This is a genomic window from Streptomyces sp. BE303 (assembly GCF_036290945.1).
Classification (GTDB): Bacteria; Actinomycetota; Actinomycetes; order Streptomycetales; family Streptomycetaceae; genus Kitasatospora.
Genome location: NZ_JAQYWZ010000826.1, coordinates 1 through 14,902, shown reverse-complemented (window position 1 = coordinate 14,902; position 14,902 = coordinate 1). Strand labels below are relative to the sequence as shown.

General features: G+C 74.6%; 11 protein-coding genes and 4 pseudogenes. 3 read left to right on the top strand and 12 right to left on the bottom strand.

The annotated features are described in order from the left end of the window. Window positions 1–69: 69 nt before the first annotated feature. A pseudogene (locus PUR56_RS28810) lies at window positions 70–627 on the top strand (type 1 glutamine amidotransferase domain-containing protein); the annotation flags it as partial. Window positions 628–877: 250 nt separating this feature from the next. Here the strand turns inward: PUR56_RS28810 and PUR56_RS28805 are convergent. The 7 genes and pseudogenes from PUR56_RS28805 to PUR56_RS28775 all read right to left on the bottom strand — a co-directional run bounded on the left by PUR56_RS28805 (window position 878) and on the right by PUR56_RS28775 (window position 6,646). Beyond that, entirely contained in the window at window positions 878–1,729 is an 852-nt protein-coding gene (locus PUR56_RS28805) for an ATP-dependent DNA ligase (protein ID WP_329951173.1), read from the bottom strand. Between the two features lie 153 nt (window positions 1,730–1,882). Beyond that, window positions 1,883–2,761: pseudogene (gene ligD, locus PUR56_RS28800) on the bottom strand (non-homologous end-joining DNA ligase); the annotation flags it as partial. A gap of 122 nt (window positions 2,762–2,883) precedes the next feature. Continuing rightward, entirely contained in the window at window positions 2,884–3,558 is a 675-nt protein-coding gene (locus tag PUR56_RS28795; RefSeq protein WP_329951078.1) for a TetR/AcrR family transcriptional regulator, read from the bottom strand. Next, window positions 3,555–4,727: a saccharopine dehydrogenase gene (locus tag PUR56_RS28790; RefSeq protein WP_329951077.1), complete on the bottom strand. Its 1,173-nt coding sequence runs from the start codon at window positions 4,725–4,727 to the stop codon at window positions 3,555–3,557. The genes PUR56_RS28795 and PUR56_RS28790 overlap by 4 nt, the downstream gene beginning before the upstream one ends. 35 nt (window positions 4,728–4,762) lie before the next feature. Continuing rightward, complete coding sequence (locus PUR56_RS28785) at window positions 4,763–5,164, bottom strand: MmcQ/YjbR family DNA-binding protein (protein WP_329951076.1); 402 nt, start codon at window positions 5,162–5,164, stop codon at window positions 4,763–4,765. 5 nt (window positions 5,165–5,169) lie between these two features. After that, the gene (locus PUR56_RS28780) at window positions 5,170–5,670 is read right to left on the bottom strand and encodes a VOC family protein (protein ID WP_329951075.1); all 501 of its coding nucleotides are present in this window, start codon (window positions 5,668–5,670) and stop codon (window positions 5,170–5,172) included. A gap of 61 nt (window positions 5,671–5,731) precedes the next feature. Continuing rightward, a complete protein-coding gene (locus tag PUR56_RS28775; protein ID WP_329881862.1) occupies window positions 5,732–6,646 on the bottom strand; it encodes a helix-turn-helix domain-containing protein in 915 nt (304 codons plus the stop codon). 149 nt (window positions 6,647–6,795) lie between these two features. On the opposite strand from PUR56_RS28775, the gene PUR56_RS28770 reads away from it, so the two are divergent. After that, window positions 6,796–7,230 carry a CBS domain-containing protein gene (locus PUR56_RS28770; protein ID WP_329951074.1) on the top strand — a complete coding sequence of 145 codons (435 nt, stop codon included), beginning with the start codon at window positions 6,796–6,798 and terminating at the stop codon, window positions 7,228–7,230. Window positions 7,231–7,308: 78 nt separating this feature from the next. On the opposite strand, the pseudogene PUR56_RS43615 reads toward PUR56_RS28770, so the two are convergent. The 4 genes and pseudogenes from PUR56_RS43615 to PUR56_RS28755 all read right to left on the bottom strand — a co-directional run. Beyond that, window positions 7,309–7,728 (bottom strand): annotated as a pseudogene (locus tag PUR56_RS43615) (NPCBM/NEW2 domain-containing protein); the annotation flags it as partial. A 33-nt stretch (window positions 7,729–7,761) separates the two neighbouring features. Beyond that, a pseudogene (locus PUR56_RS28765) lies at window positions 7,762–9,435 on the bottom strand (NPCBM/NEW2 domain-containing protein); the annotation flags it as partial. Between the two features lie 178 nt (window positions 9,436–9,613). After that, window positions 9,614–11,758 carry an alpha-galactosidase gene (locus tag PUR56_RS28760; RefSeq protein ID WP_329951072.1) on the bottom strand — a complete coding sequence of 715 codons (2,145 nt, stop codon included), beginning with the start codon at window positions 11,756–11,758 and terminating at the stop codon, window positions 9,614–9,616. 565 nt (window positions 11,759–12,323) lie between these two features. Beyond that, a complete protein-coding gene (locus tag PUR56_RS28755; protein WP_329951071.1) occupies window positions 12,324–13,133 on the bottom strand; it encodes a DeoR/GlpR family DNA-binding transcription regulator in 810 nt (269 codons plus the stop codon). Between the two features lie 177 nt (window positions 13,134–13,310). Between PUR56_RS28755 and PUR56_RS28750 the strand changes: the two genes are divergently transcribed. Continuing rightward, window positions 13,311–13,895, top strand: a complete 585-nt coding sequence (locus PUR56_RS28750; protein WP_329881866.1) for a pyridoxamine 5'-phosphate oxidase family protein — start codon at window positions 13,311–13,313, stop codon at window positions 13,893–13,895. Between the two features lie 52 nt (window positions 13,896–13,947). On the opposite strand, the gene PUR56_RS28745 is transcribed toward PUR56_RS28750, so the two are convergent. After that, window positions 13,948–14,583: a DinB family protein gene (locus PUR56_RS28745; protein ID WP_329951070.1), complete on the bottom strand. Its 636-nt coding sequence runs from the start codon at window positions 14,581–14,583 to the stop codon at window positions 13,948–13,950. Between the last annotated feature and the right edge of the window lie 319 nt (window positions 14,584–14,902).

Below are 14,902 nucleotides of genomic sequence, written 5' to 3'. Positions count from 1 at the left end.
CGGAAACGGCCCGTACGGGGCCGCCGGGACCCTTCCGGGACCGGAGCTGACGAGAGCGGGGTGGGACGGATGACCTTTGTCGCCCTCACCGGGCGGACGGTCGCGTTCCTGGTCGCGCCCGAGGGCGCCGAACAGGTGGAACTGACCTCTCCCTGGCAGGCGGTCGCCGAGGCCGGCGGCACGCCCCGGCTGCTCTCCACCCGTCCCGGGCGCGTCCAGGCCTTCCGGGGGCTGGAGCGGGCGGACACCTTCCCCGTCGACGACGTGGTCGGCGAGGCGGACCCGGCGGACTACGACGCGCTGGTGCTGCCCGGCGGCGTCGCCGGCCCCGACCGGCTGCGGCTGGACCGGGCCGCCGTCGGATTCGTCCGCGACCTGTGCGTCGCGGGTCGGCCGGTCGCGGTGATCTGCCACGGCGCGTGGACGCTGATCGAGGCGGACGCGGTGCGCGGACGCACGCTCACGTCCTGGCCCGGCATCCGCACCGACCTGGTCAACGCGGGTGCCCACTGGGTCGACGAACCGGTCCATGTCTGCCGCGACGGCCCCGGCGTGCTGGTCTCCGGCCGGAAGCCGGCCGACCTGCCGGCCTTCGAGGAGGTGCTGGTGACCGAGTTCGCGCACGCGCCCGCCGGCGAGGGCCCGCCCCCGCCGTGGCCCACCGCCCACACGCCCGAACCCTCGCGCCACACCGCCGCCGGTCACCCGGCCACGGGGGAACAGCCCGCCGCGGAACGCCCGGTCACGGAGGGCCCGGTCACGGAACTGCCCGCCACGGAACTGCCCGCCACGGAACTGCCCGCCACGGAACCGCCCGCTGCGGAGCGCCCCGCCCCGCCCACGCCGGAGTAGTCACGGGCCGTTCGGCGGGCCCGGATCAGTCCCCGCGCAACCGCACGAAGGTCGCGGTCGCCGTCCGCCCGGTGACCGTCACCTCGGCCCGCAGCGGAGTGGCCAGCGGCCGGACGGCCCCGTACTGGGGATCGTGCACCGCGGGGCCCAGCAGGCCGGCCGCGGCCTCCGCCACCCGTCGCGACTGGAGCGGCGACAGCGGCGGGGACGACAACAGCACCCGTCCGTCGTCCAGCTCCAGGACCAGCGCGCGCGGCCGGGCCGGTGGTCCGGTCACGGCGCGCACCGTCGCGTCCAGGGTGTCGCCGCGCCGGTACTTGACCCAGACGTGGCCCGCGCCCCGCGCCCGGTAGCTCGAACCGGCCGCCTTGCAGACCAGCCCCTCCACCCCCGTGTCGGCCAGCCGCTCCATCCAGGCCAGCGCCTCCGCCCGGTCGGTGGTCGCCAGCACCGGCTGGACCGGCGGCGGCACGTCGGCCAGGGCGGCCAGTAGCAGCCGCCGCCGGTCGGTCAGCGGCAGCCGCCGGACGTCCCGGCCGGGCAGGGCCAGCAGGTCGAAGGCGATCAACCCGAGCGCCACGTCCTCCGAGGCCCGCGCCTGCCGGGTCCGCAGCAGTTCCTCGAAGGCGAACCGGCCGCCGCGCCAGGCGACCAGCTCCCCGTCCAGCACGAGTCCGGCGGGCAGCCGGGCGACGGCGGCGGCGATCGAGGGGAAGTCGGCCGCGAGGTCCCGGCCCGAACGCGTCTGCAGGTACGGCGCGCGCTCCCCGCGGGCGAACGCCACGCAGCGGAAGCCGTCCAGCTTCAGTTCGTACAGCACGCCCGAACCGCCCAGCCCGTCCGCCGCCGGGACGGCCGGGACGGCGGCCGGGCGCATGACCTCCACCGGGGGCTCCAGGACGGCGGGGTCCGCCACGGCGGGCCGGCGCACCGTCCGGGCCGAAGCGGAAGCGGCGGGCGCGGGCGCGGGTGCGGTGGTGGAAGCGGGTGCGGAAGCGGGGCCGGTCGGTCCCGGGGCGGCGGTGGCGCGCGGCAGCGGGCGGGCCCGCTCCGGGTCGAGGAGCGGTGCATACAGGTCCCCGAGCCGGGCCAGCCGCTCCGGCACCTCGGCGATCGTGAACACCAGCGCCTCCGCCGACCGGGCCCGTCCCAGCTCCTCCCAGGTCAGCGGCGTCGACACCGTCGGCCGCTCCTGCGCCCGGACGGTGTAGGGAGCGGCGGTGGTCTTCCGGGCGGCGTTCTGCGACCAGTCGACCAGCACCCGGTTGGTGCGCCGGGCCTTCGCCATGGTGTGCACGACCAGGTCCGGGTGGGCCGCCTCCAGCTCGGCCGCCAGCGCCTTGGCGTACCCGGAGACCTGCTGACTGGGCGTCGGCTCCAGCGGCACCAGCAGGTGCAGTCCCTTGCCGCCGGAGGTCTTCACCCACGCCTCCAGCCCGTCCTCCGCGAGGCGGTCGCGCAGCAGCCCGGCCACCGTCCGGCAGGTGAGGACGGTGGCTCCGGCACCCGGGTCGAGGTCCAGCACCAACCGGTCGGCCGTCCCGGGCTCTGCCGCGTGCCACTGCGGGACGTGCAGTTCCAGGCAGCCCAGGTTCGCCGCCCAGAGCAGCGCGGCCCCGTCGTCCAGCACCACCTGACGGAGGTCCCCGCCGCTGCTCGGCACCTCGACGGTGCGCACCCAGCGGGGCGTCCCGGCGGGCGGGTTCTTGGCGATGAACACCTCGCCCGCCACGCCGTCCGGGCAGCGCAGGAACGACACCGGCCGGTCGCGCAGGTGCGGCAGCAGTGCGGTGTGGACGGCGGCGTAGTAGCGCAGCACCTCGCCCTTGAGGGTGCCGGTCCGCGGGAAGTAGACCTTGTCCAGGTGCGAGAGCGCGAGCGTGCGTCCGTCCACCAGCATCTGCGGCATCGCCGCCTCCGAGCCTGCACCGGTCGTCAGGCCCGGGCGGGCACGGCGTCCCGGCCGGGCCCCCTGCGGCCAGTCTGCCCGTACTCCCGACCCGGCGCGACCCTGCCCGGGGAGCCGCCGACTCAGGGGCCGAGCAGCGCCAGCGCGGCCCGGAGCAGTTCCCCGTCGGAGGCGGGCTCCCGGTCGCCCGCCACCCCGGAGCGGAACAGGGCGGCTCCCTCCACCAGCATGACGAAGACCGCCGCGCGGGCCCGGCGCACCTGTTCCGGCAGCTCCGGCCGGGTCCGGGCCAGGAACGCCGCCACCTGCTCCCGGTACTCGTCGTAGAACCGCCGGACGGCGCCCGCCACCGCCGTGTCCCGCGCCGCGAGTGCCCACACCTCGGCGAACAGGCGCACCAGCCGGGCGTCCTCCTGCTCCGCCAGCAACGCCGTCACCAGTTCCCCGGCCCGGTCGTCCGTGCCCGGCGCCAGCAGCGGTGCCAGGCGCTCCGCCGAGCGGCCGAGCACCCGCTCCAGGACGGCTGCCACCAGGTCGGCGTGGGTGGGGAAGTAGTACTGCAGGTGCCCGAGCCGGACCCCCGCGGCCGTGGCCACGGCCCGCATCGAGAGTTCCGCCCCGCCCCCGGTGACCAGCACCTCCTCCGCCGCGTCGAGCAGTTCCGTCCGCCGCTGCGCCCCCTTCCGTCCCCGGCCGCCGGCCGCAGTTCCGGGAGGCGGGTCTGGGAGGGGGTCGGGAAGCGGGTCGGGAACGGGGGCGGCTTCGGAGTCGGGCCCGGGGCCGGGTGCGGAGGTCATGCGGCCGCCTTCGTGTCGTGGGCGGACCGGACCTCGACGGTGACGCCGAGGTCGGCCAGGTCGGGGAGGACCCGGGCGGGCCGGGGGGCCTGCTCGGGGAAGGCCACACCGACGGGCGGCGCGGCGCCGTCGGTGCCGAGGACGCGGCGCAGGGCGAGCAGGGCGCCGACGGCGGTGAGGTGGGCCTGTCCGGCGCGGTCCTCGATCACGGCGCTGAGGGTCCGGCCGGCGTGGGAGACGTCGACGCGCACGAGGGCGGTGCCGCCCTCGCCGGGGGAGTGGAGGAGGGCCCGGCGGGCGGGCTCCCACCGGTCGCCCCGGCCCCAGCGGAAGAAGCCGCTGTGCTTGGCGGCCAGCAGGGCGCGGGTGCTGGTCAGGGAGCTGAATCCGATCCGGGTGACGGCGGTCGCGGTGCCCAGGACGAGTGGCAGGGTGAACTGCTCCGGCGTGTCGATGCAGGCCACCCGGGTGGGGTGGGCGCCGATCCGGACGGTCCGGGCGTCGCTGAGCGGGGTGACCGGGCGGCGGCGGCCGTCACGGATCACCTCGTAGTCCAGACCGAGGCGGTCCATGAACTCGACGGAGTCGGCGCCCGCGCGGTCGGCGAGGTCCCAGCGGACGGCGGTCTCGACGCGCTCCGCGCCGCCGAGCCGCTCGGCCAGGGCGGCGGTGACCAGGCTGGTGACCCCGCCCATCCAGGCGGAGGAGAGCAGGACCGGGGCGGTCGGGCGCAGCAGGGCGGCCACCGTGGCGGCCCGCTGGAGCCGGGCCGTCCAGCGGGTGACGTCCACGTACGGGACCGCGCCCCGGACGGCGGCCCGCAGGACCCGGTCGTCGGGGTCGTTGACGACGCCGACGACGGCGCGCACCGCAGCCGTGAACGGCGCGGGGTCGGCGAGGTCCCAGCGGCGGAAGGCCGCGTGCGGGGCGCCGCCGAGCTGCTGGACGAGGGCGGCGGCGCGCTGTTCCGTCCGGCCGGTGAGCAGGACGGGGTGGTCGGCTGCGACCAGGCGGGCCAGCTCCCCGCCGACCGTTCCGTAGCCGCCGACCAGCAGGACGGGGCCGTCGGGGTCGTGGGTGAGGGCGTCGTGGACGCCTGCGGGGCGGGTGCCGGCGTGGTCGGTGCTGCCGGTGGCCGCGGTGGCTTCGGTGGTGTCGGAGGTGGTCATGAGAGAAAAATAGGTCACCCGACCTAAAAGAGGCGTTAGCTCGGCCGGCCGGCCCGGCCCGACACCAGTGCGTGGGCGTCCCCGACCAGGTCCTCGACCCGCTCCCAGTCGAGCGCCGGAAGATCGAGACGGACGCCGATCCAGCCCCGGTGGCCGACGTACGGGGGCCGGAAGAACAGGTCGGGCTCCTCGGCGGTCAGGAACTCCTGGGCACCGGCCGCCGCCGGGCACCAGAACGCGAGGCGGTCGTCGTGGTGGTGGTCGGCGAGCATCACGAACACCCGCGCCCGCCGGCCGGTGCCCGCGAACCAGGTCGGCTCGCCGTGGCTGACCCGCTCGTCGACCTCCGGCAGCGCCCGGCAGATCGCCCGCAGCCGTTCGACGGCGGCCGGGCCGCCGTCGAACGGTGCGTGGCCGGCCGGTGGGCGGTCGGCCACCGGGGTCACCCGGCCGACGGGCGGGGCGCGCCCGGGTAGTTTCCGAAGTGCCAGTGGTTGCCCTCCGGGTCGGCGGCGGCGAAGCCCCGCGACCCGTAGTCGGTGTCGGCGGGCGCCGCGGTGATCCGCGCCCCGGCGGCGACGGCCCGCGCGTGCACGGCGTCCGGGTCGGCCGTCACCACGTACGCGGTGAAGGACCCCGGACCGCCGGGCCAGGGGGCGGAGCCCTCGGGCGTCGGCCGCTCGGAGCCCAGCATCACCCCGCCGCCCTCCGGCCAGGCCAGCTCGGCGTGCGTGACGAAGTCGCCCTCGCCGTAGGCGACGACCTCCTCGAATCCGAACGCCTCCACCAGGTGGCGGATCAGCGCCCGGGCGTCGGCGGCCCGCAGGCTCGGCCAGACCTGGGGGGCCGGTGCGGCCCCGGCGCTCGCGGCCGCGGTGCTCGTGGCCCCGGTGTCCGTGCTCCCGGCGTTCGTGGCCCCGGTGTCGGTGGTCTCGGTGTCCATGGCGGATGCCTCCTCGGGATAGCGGCGGCCGGGACGGGGCGGACGCCCGGCCGGTCGGCCGTCATGCGTCCCACTCTGGCGCCGCCACGACCGGCTCGCCTTGGACGTTTCGGAACTTCACCTCGTCCGAGCCCTCCTCGGCCAGCCAGACGCTCGGCGCGCACCCGGCCAGCGCACGGAACTCGCGGGCCAGATGCGCCTGGTCGAAGTAGCCGCACCGCACGGCCAGCTCCGCCAGCCGGGGCACCGGGCCGGTCGGGACCAGCAGCCGGCGGGCCCGGTCGAACCGGATCACCCGGGCCGCGGCCTTCGGGGTCAGCCCGGTCTCCCGGCGGAACCGGTCCTGGAGGTGCCGCCCGCTCCAGCCGGTCTCGCGGGCGAGGTCCGCGACCGGAAGCGCCCCGCCGCTGCGCCGCAGCACGTGCCAGGCCCGGACGACCTCCGGCGGCACCTGGCCGGACGGGCGCGCGAGCCGGAGCAGCGCGCCGTCCAGCGCCGCGAACCGCTCCGGCCACCCGGCCGCCGCCCGTACGGCGTCCTGGAGCCGTTCGACGGTCCGACCGAGCACGGCCTCGGCCGGCACGTCCAGCCCGGCGAGCTCCCCGGCGGGCAGACCGAACAGGGCGCGCGCCGCCAGCGGGTGCACCGAGAGCTGGATGCCGGACTGGCGGCCGTCGTGCGTGATCAGGGCCGGGGCGGTGTGCAGGCCGCCGACCAGGGTGGTGAAGCTCCCGGGGGGCTGCGCCGGGTCGGGGTGGCCCGCCATGGTGAGCGGCTCGTCCAGCGTGAGGATGAAGGTCAGGTACGGGGACGGCAGGCCCCGGTGCAGGGCGGGCGCCAGTCCGCGCTGGCGGTACCCCGAGTACCAGGCCACGTACGGGCGCAGGGCCGTCGCGGGCCGGGCCCGGACCGCCTCGTCCACCACGTCGCGGGTCGTCGTCGCTCCACCGGACGTACCGGCCGGCTGCTCCGTCACGCTTCCAGTATCGGCCCGTCCGGGCCCCGGCGGTGACCGGCCGGTCACCGGGCCCGCGGGCGGTGGGCTCGCGGGCCCGCGGCGTCGTGCCTATGGTGAACGCACCGGACTGCCCGGTGCTCGGGGGGAGATCCTGAGGAGGAGTCCCCGTGACGACTGCCCGAGACATCATGCACACCGGCGCCCAGTGCATCCGCGCCGACCAGACGCTCGCCGAGGCCGCCATGATGATGCGCGACATGAACGTCGGCGCCCTCCCGATCTGTGGTGACGACCAGAAGCTGAAGGGCATCATCACCGACCGCGACATCGTCCTGCGATGTATCGCCGAAGGGCGGGACCCGGCCGGGATGACGGCCATGGAACTCGCCGGGCACCTGCACTGCGTCAGGGCCGAGGACAGCATGGACGCGGTGCTGAGGAAGATGGAGCAGCACCAGATCCGCCGGATCCCGGTCATCGACGGCGAGCGGCTGGTCGGCATGATCAGCGAGGCCGACCTGGCGATGGGCCACCGCGACGGACAGCGCCTGACCGACCGGCAGATCATCGAGTTCATGGACAGCGTCTACATGAAGCGGTGACGCCGCGGTCCTGCCGCGCCCGGCCGCAGGGGAGCCCCTGCGCCGTCCGGCGCGGGGGCTCCCGTCGTCGTGCCGGTGTCAGCAGGTGAGCACCGGGGCGGCCCAGTCGGCGTGGTCGCTGTTGGTGCCGTCACCGCCGTCGGTGACGACCAGTCGCAGCTCGTTCGCCCCGGCCAGGTCGGCCGTCAGCCGCTTCGCGGGGGTCGCCGAGGTGACCCGGCCGCTGTCGGCGACCTTGACGTCGTCCTTGTAGATCTCGAACGAGACGGTGCCCCGGCCCTCCGCCTCGGCGTCCACCCCGACCTCGGTGGTGACCGAGGAGCAGGCGCCGCCGAGGTAGTAGACGATCTCGCTGAACGCGTTGACGCCCAGGCCCTTGGCGTACGTCGTGCCGGCGATGGTGATGGTCCGGCCGTCCCGGGCCTGGTTGCCGCCGTTGCTCATGTCCTTCTCGACCGGGCCCCAGCTGTTGCCCGCGGAGGACCAGGCGAGGTCGGAGAGCTGGTGCGTGCCGGCCGCCGGGCCGTTGCCGCAGGCGATCCGCGCACCCGCCCAGTCGGCGTGGTCCCAGCTGGTGCCGTCACCGGCGTCGGTGACCACCAGGCGCAGCTCGTTCGCGCCGGTGAGGTCGGCGGTCAGCCGCTTGGCCCGGTCCTTGCCGGTGAGCGTGCCGCTGTCGGCGACCCTGGTGCCGTCCCGGTAGATCTGGAAGACGACCGAACCGTTGCCGTAGGCCTCGTCGTCGACCCCCACGTCGGTGACGAGGTTCCTGCAGGTGCCGCCCAGGTGGAAGGCGATGTCGCTGCCGGCGTGCACGCCCAGGCCCCTCGGGTAGGCGGTGTCGCGGATGCTGATGGTCTGTCCGTCGCCCCGCTCGTGCTGGCCGTTGCTGCGGTCGCGCTCGACCGGGCCCCACATGTTGGTCACGGAGCCGAACGGCAGGTCACTGAGCTGGGTCATCCCGTTCGGCGGCGAGACCGGCGACCGCGGGGTGACGCGGAACATCGCGGTGCCGTGTCCGGGCACGACGGCGCTGAGGGTGCCGTCGCCGGTGGTGGACTTCTTCGACCACAGGTCCTTGACGGTGTAGGAGGTCGCGCCGCCGATGCCGACGGCCTGCGCGGTGGTGGTGACGGTCGTGTCGTAGGAGCCCTCGTTGGTCAGCGTGACCGAGCGGCTGCCGTCCGCCAGGGGCTTGCTCATGACCACGAGCCCGCCCTCCCGGGAGACCACCGTGCCCTGCCGGCCGAGCGGGTCCTGGTCCACCGCGATCACGTCGGTGTTGGTGAGGATCTCGAAGGTCTCCGGCTCGGCGGTGCGCAGGTCGGTACCGATCATCAGCGGGGCGGCCATCTGGGCCCAGAGGCTGAAGTGGGTCCGGTACTCGGTGCCCGTCATGCCGCCGTTGCCGACCTCCAGCATGTCGGGGTCGTTGAACGCGCCGGGTTTGGCGTATCCGGCGAGGCCCTGGTTGGCCTGCGCGATGGAGATCATGCTCTGCCAGGTGTCGCTGATGTCCCCGGTGGTGCGCCAGGAGTTGCCGACCGGCTGCGCCCAGTTCCACGGGCCGGTGCTGCCCCACTCGCAGATGCTGTAGAGGATCGGGCGGCCGGTCCTCTTCAGCGCCTCGCCCATCGCCTTGTAGCGGGTCTGCGCGTTGACGCCCTGGTTGTTGCAGTTGTCGTACTTGAGGTAGTCCACACCCCAGGAGGCCCACAGGTCGGCGTCCTGCTGCTCGTGGCCGAGGCCGCCGGGGAAGCCCTTGACGTCGCAGGTGCGGTCGCCGGCGCTGGAGTAGATGCCGAACTTCAGGCCCTTGGCGTGGACGTAGTCGGCGAGGGACTTGATGCCGTGGGGGAAGCGCACCGGGTCGGGGACGAGGTTGCCGGCGGCGTCGCGGTCGGGCAGTGCCCAGCAGTCGTCGAGGTTGACGTACTGGTACCCGGCCGCCTTGAGGCCCTTGCTGACGAAGATGTCGGCGATGCCCTTGATCATCGCCTCGTTGAACTGCGCGCCGCAGTAGGTGGAGTTCCAGTTGTTGAAGCCCATCTGGGGCGTCAGGTTGAGGCCGTTGTCGAGGGCTGCCGCCGGGGGCGCGGCGGCGAGTTGGAGCCCGGTGGTCAGGGCGGTGCCGCCGGCCAACAGGGCGAGGGCGGTCAGCGCCGTCGCTGCGCGGCGGGCCGGCCTGCGGTTGGGGGATCGCACGAGTCCTCCATGGGGTCGGAACCGAACTGGCTGGTGCACGGGGAAGTTGGTTCGGGGAGGGCGCCGGGCGGCCGGAGGGCCGGGCCCGGCGCCCCTGGTGCGGGGGAGCGGGAACCATGGCTGTGCGGCTGTGCGGCTGTGCGGGAACGCGGGAGTTCGGCTGTGCGGGAGCGGTGGCTCAGGAGAGCAGCGTCCAGGTCTGGCCTGCGGCGGCCGGGTCCGGCGGGCTGATGACGACCGTGGAGGTCGGGGCGGCCTGCGGGGCGTTCAGGGCCAGCCCGGTGGCGACGTTGGTGATGGTCAGCGCGCCCGTCGCGGTGTCCTGGACGACCCGCCACTTCTGGTGCGGGCTGGCGGGGTCGTACCGGTTGAGGACCCAGGCGGCCCAGCCGGGCCCGTTGCCTCCGGTCAGCGTGCCGTGCACCTGGGTGTCGGTGCGGCAGTTGTCGGTGATGTGCACGGTGCCGTCGGGGTTGGGGCTGAACATCCACTGCTCCGAGGTGTGCCAGCTCCACCAGGTGTTGACGCCGACGGTCGAGCCGTCGGGCGAGCTGCAGGTGCCGCGCACCTCCAGGGCCTGGCCGCCGGTGCCCCCCGCGCTGATGCCGTGGTACCGGCCGTCGCCGATGACGGCGGCCGGGACGGTGGTCGGCAGCGCCTTGAGGCGGTACATGGCGACGCCGTGCGGGGCGACCTGGGCGCCGAGCGCGCCGGTCACGGTGCCGGTGGCCCCGGTCCAGAGCTCCTTGGACGTGTAACCCGGGCCGGTCAGGCCGAGTTCGGCGAGGGTGGTGGAGATCGTGCGGGAGCCGGCCGGGTCCTGGTTGACGAGCAGGACGGCCGTGTCGCCGTCCGCGAGGGGGCGCTTGAGGACGAGCGGGGCGGTGCTGCCGGTCGGCGGGGCGCCGACCAGGGTGGCGGGCTTGCCGAGACGGTCCTGGTCGACCGCGATGACGTCGGCGTTCTTGTAGATCGCCAGGGCGGAGTCGGAGATGCCGGTGGACCAGGTGTACCCCTCGTCGGTCCGCACGGAGTCCGCCGCGGTGCGCAGATCGGTGCCGGAGATCAACGGGGAGGCCATCATGGCGAGGATCGCCATCTCGCTGCGCGACTCGGTGTCGGTCATCGGCTTGTGGCAGGTGCAGTGGTCGGTGACCCCGTACAGGCCGTACGGGTCCTGCCAACCGGCGAACATCATGTCCATGTCGTTCCAGCTGCCCGGCCGGACGTTGCCGGGGTGGCCGAGCGAGGTCCGCAACTGTCCGTTGTACAGCACGCCTTCGAGGTCGGGGCCGCGGTCGCCGCCGATCCGGCAGAGGCTCGCGACCTGGCCGCACCAGACGCCGGTCGGCGCGTACCCGGGCGCCTCGCGGGCGGGGGTTCCGGCGGCGACCACCACCGGATCGGTACGGGCCGGGTCGTCGCCGGCCAGCAGGTGGGGCACGCCGGTGTGGACGGGCTGGGCGGAGACGCTGAGGGTCACGCGGGGGCTGTTCCGGGCGGCCGAGGCGGCGTCCAGGGCGCGGCGGAAGTCCTGGACCCGGGCGTAGATCGAGCGGGTGAGCTCCCTGCCCTGGCCCTGGGTGCCGTAGTTGTGGCCGTCGGGACCCAGGACGGGCGGCCCGTAGGGGCAGTCGTCGTACTTGACGAAGTCGACGCCCCAGGCGACGAAGTCGGCGGCGTCGACGCTCTCGTGTCCCAGGCTGCCGGGACGGCCCTGGCACGTGGTGTACGTGGTCGTGGCGTAGAGACCGAACTTCATGCCCTTGCGGTGGGCGTACCAGGACAGGTACTCGATGCCGTTGACGGTCCGGCCGTCGACGACGCGGGAGGGGAAACGGTCCGGGTGGGGCACCAGGTGGCCGGTGGTCGGGTCGGACCCGGTGCCGTCGGTGCCGCTGACCGGGTTGCCCGCGGCGTCGTAGAGCTGCATCGCGCCGTAGGAGTTCTTGACCAGGTCGGTGCTCTGGCCGTCGCGGTGGCCCACTGACCAGCCGTCGTCGACGGTGACGGTGTCGTAGCCGGCGGCGACCAGGCCGCGGGAGGACATGAAGTCGATGGTCTGGACGACCTCCTCCTGCGTGACGCCGGTGCCGAGGGTGTTCCAGGAGTTCCATCCCATGGGCGGGGTGGGGGCGAGTCCGCCGTCCTGGGCCGTACCCGTCGCCTCCGGGGAGGTCGGGCCGGCCTGTCCGGCGCTCGGGGCGTGGCGGGTGGCGGCCGTCGCCGCGGCGGGACCGAGGACGGTCGCGGCCAGCCCGGACGCGGCCAGGGTGAGGGCGAGCAGAGTGCGCGGCAGGAGGCGCGGCGCGGGTCTGCGCATGGGTGCTCCAAGGTGGGTGGGGGAGCCAGGTGGTGCTTTCTGTCTGTTTTTCAAACGGAAAGCAACGCAGCATAGGCATGCCCGTGAGGCGCCCTCAAGAGGTGTGCATGGACCTGTCCATTCGCGACTTGCTTGTCCCATATGGCTTGTCACGGCTCGATCTCGACAGCTGCCAGGGCTTGACGGCGAGCACCTGCAAGGTGTGATATTTCACATGACGTTTGAATGGGTTGGGTTCTGATTGATTGAGGCGGTCCGTTGTGGCGCGAACCAGCGGTGGGCCCGCAGGCCGTTCGGGCTGTCCGGGAGGTCGGGACGGCGCGGTCGGCCTCCGACGGCCGGGTGTCCGCGGCGTCCCGGCCCGGCCTGCGCCGAGGCCGGTCTCGTGCCACGGGTCGGCGCCGTCCGGGGCGACCGCGTGAAGGGTGTGACGAGGACGCTCGACGCCGCCGTCCCCGGCGTCCGGGAACGGCGGCGCGGTCTCGTCGCCGGCGGCGCCGACTCGGTCCGGCGGAACGGCGCCCGGCCGCCGCTGCCGGTCGGGCGGTCATGCCTCCGGCAGCGGTCACGCCTCCGGCAGCGGTGCGACGACCAGCTCCCCGACGGTCTCCGCGAGCGTGCTGCGGGCCTGGGCGTTGAGTTCCGAGTCCGTGACGAAGACGTCGATCTCGTCGAGCGTGGCGAAGCCGCTGAGCGCGACGACCCCCCACTTCGTGTGGTCGGCCACCACGGCGACCCTCCGGGCGGAGGCGACCAGCGCCCGGTTGGTCTGGGCCTCCGCGAGGTTGGGCGTCGTCAGGCCGGCCTTCTCGGACACCCCGTGGGCCCCCAGGATCAGCAGGTCGACGTGGAGGGACTGGACGGCCAGGTCGGCCAGCGGGCCCACCAGCGCGGCGGACGGCGTCGGCGAACCGCCGGTCAGCAGCAGCGAGGGCGAGCCCGGCTCCCCCTTCTCGCCGGCCGAGCGGATCAGCTCGGCGACGGGCAGGGAGTTGGTGACCACCGTGAGCCGCGGCACGTGCAGGAGCCTGGCCGCCACCGCGTAGGCGGTGGTCCCCGCCGCGATGGCGATCACGCTCCCCGGCTCGACCAGCGTCGCCGCGGCCTCCGCGACGGCGGCCTTGGCGGCGGACTCCAGACCGGACTTCGCCTCGAAACCCGGCTCGTCGATGGCGGTGCCCGAGGCGGCGACCGCGCCGCCGTGCACCTTCTTCACCACACCCGAACGCTCCAGCGCATCGAGATCGCGGCGCACGGTCATGTCGGAGACGCCCAGCTGATCGACCAGCTCGGCGACGCGCACGGCCCCGCTGCGGCGCACCATCTCGGCGATCAGCGCCTGACGCTGGTGGGCCAGCAGCCCGGTGTCGGCCAAGACCCGACTCCCCTCACCCTGGTAGAACATCGGAAGCGAACAGGCCCCAAAGGATAGTCAACCCGGCGGGGTCGCGGCCGGTCGGGGCGGGAAGCCGCAGGCGGGAGCGCCGCCCCGGAGTGTCTCGGATGGCGAATATCCGATCGGCCCGGCCGGCGCAGTCGCCAGAATGGTCGTATGGGAAAGACATACGAGAAGATCGACGGCCGCCTGCGCGGGTTCATCGAGCGACAGCCCGTGTTCTTCGTCGCCAGCGCTCCGCTGGCGGGCGAGGGGCACGTCAACGTCTCGCCGAAGGGACGGGCGGGGACGCTGGTGGTGATCGACGAACTCACCCTCGCCTACCTGGACTTCGGGGGCTCCACGGCGGAGACGCTCGCCCATGTTCGGGAGAACGGGCGGGTCACGCTGATGTGGTGCGCGTTCGACGGGCCGCCGACGGTCGTCCGGGTGCACGGGAAGGGCGAGGCGGTGTTCCGCGACGACCCGCGGTTCGCGGGGCTGCTGGGCGAGTTCGACCCGGCGGTCGACGGGGCGGGGCTGCGGGCGATCGTGCTGGTGGTGGCGGAGCGGGTCAGCGACTCCTGCGGGTTCGCGGTGCCGCTGATGGACTACCAGGGTGACCGCGACCTGCACACGCAGTACTTCGGGCGGAAGACCGACGAGGAGTTCAACACCTACTGCGAGGGCAAGCCGTACGTCGGCACCAGCCTCGACGGGCTGCCCGCGCTGCCGCTCCCCCTGCCGGCCCGGCCCGCGTGACCACCGGCCCGCGCGACCGGCCCGCGTAACCGGTCCGGGTCGGCGGCTCCGGTCAGGAGAGCGGTTCCGGCCGCGCGCGGGAGCGGTGGAGGTCGCGGAGCAGGGCGATCTCCGCGCCGTGGTGCAGCAACTCCTGGTTGACCCACCAGACGATGTCGAGGAACGGATCCTCCGGGTCGCTGCCGTACGGGTACGCGCTGTGGCCGACGGTGTCGAGCGCGGCGTCGTCGGTCGCGAGGAGCGTCGCCCGCCAGGCGCCCGCCGCGCTGTCGAAGCCCTTGACCGCGGAGTCGGCGTCGCCGCTCACCGGGTGGTCGTCCCTGGTCAGCGAGCGGGTGCCGGTCGTGTGGTCGGCGCGCAGCGCCAGCATCTCGGTCAGGTGGCTCAGTCGCCAGGCGAGGGTGGTGAAGGGAGGCGGGACGGGGTGCGGGGCCGGTGAGGCGTCGCGGCCCCAGGTGCCGGGGCCGACGAGCAGGGTGGCGCGCTCCCCGGGGCCGTCCGCGTGGCGGCGGACCGACCAGCAGCCGGGGACCGGCTCCCAGAGGTACTCGTCGTCGGTGAGCGGCCCGACCGGGACGTCCGTGCCGTTGCCGCTGTCCATCACCGGTCCGGCCAGCCGGTCGGAGAGGCGGCGGTGCGCGAAGTCGAACTGTTCCAGCAGGGGGACCAGACGTGCGGGCAGGGTCATCCGGACGTTCCTCCGATGGGCGCGCGCGTGCGAGCTGTGCGCCGGGCGCGGGCAGGGGCGCGGCACCGGACCGTCCGGTCCGACCGGCCGAACCCTTCCACAGCGGCGGCCGGGCGGCGACACCTTTTCGGGTCCGTCTCGCGCGTGGTGTGGGTTTTGCGCATCCGTGGGGGTGTGGGGGGGATGCACGACGCCGCTGGACCTGACCGGTGGTGTGGTCGGTGCAGCGGCGTTGTCGTGGGCCCGGTGGGTGGGGTGCCCGGTGGGTGGGGTGTTACTTGGTGAGGCCGGCCTTGACGGAGCAGACGGGCCAGGCGCC

Coding starts and splice junctions, on each gene's coding strand:
- PUR56_RS28805 (WP_329951173.1), bottom strand. CDS start 1,729: ATGCGCCCGGCCGCCGTCCCGGCCGTCCCGGCGGCGGACGGGCTGGGC.
- PUR56_RS28795 (WP_329951078.1), bottom strand. CDS start 3,558: ATGACCTCCGCACCCGGCCCCGGGCCCGACTCCGAAGCCGCCCCCGTT.
- PUR56_RS28790 (WP_329951077.1), bottom strand. CDS start 4,727: ATGACCACCTCCGACACCACCGAAGCCACCGCGGCCACCGGCAGCACC.
- PUR56_RS28780 (WP_329951075.1), bottom strand. CDS start 5,670: ATGGACACCGAGACCACCGACACCGGGGCCACGAACGCCGGGAGCACG.
- PUR56_RS28760 (WP_329951072.1), bottom strand. CDS start 11,758: ATGCGCAGACCCGCGCCGCGCCTCCTGCCGCGCACTCTGCTCGCCCTC.
- PUR56_RS28750 (WP_329881866.1), top strand. CDS start 13,311: ATGGGAAAGACATACGAGAAGATCGACGGCCGCCTGCGCGGGTTCATC.
- PUR56_RS28745 (WP_329951070.1), bottom strand. CDS start 14,583: ATGACCCTGCCCGCACGTCTGGTCCCCCTGCTGGAACAGTTCGACTTC.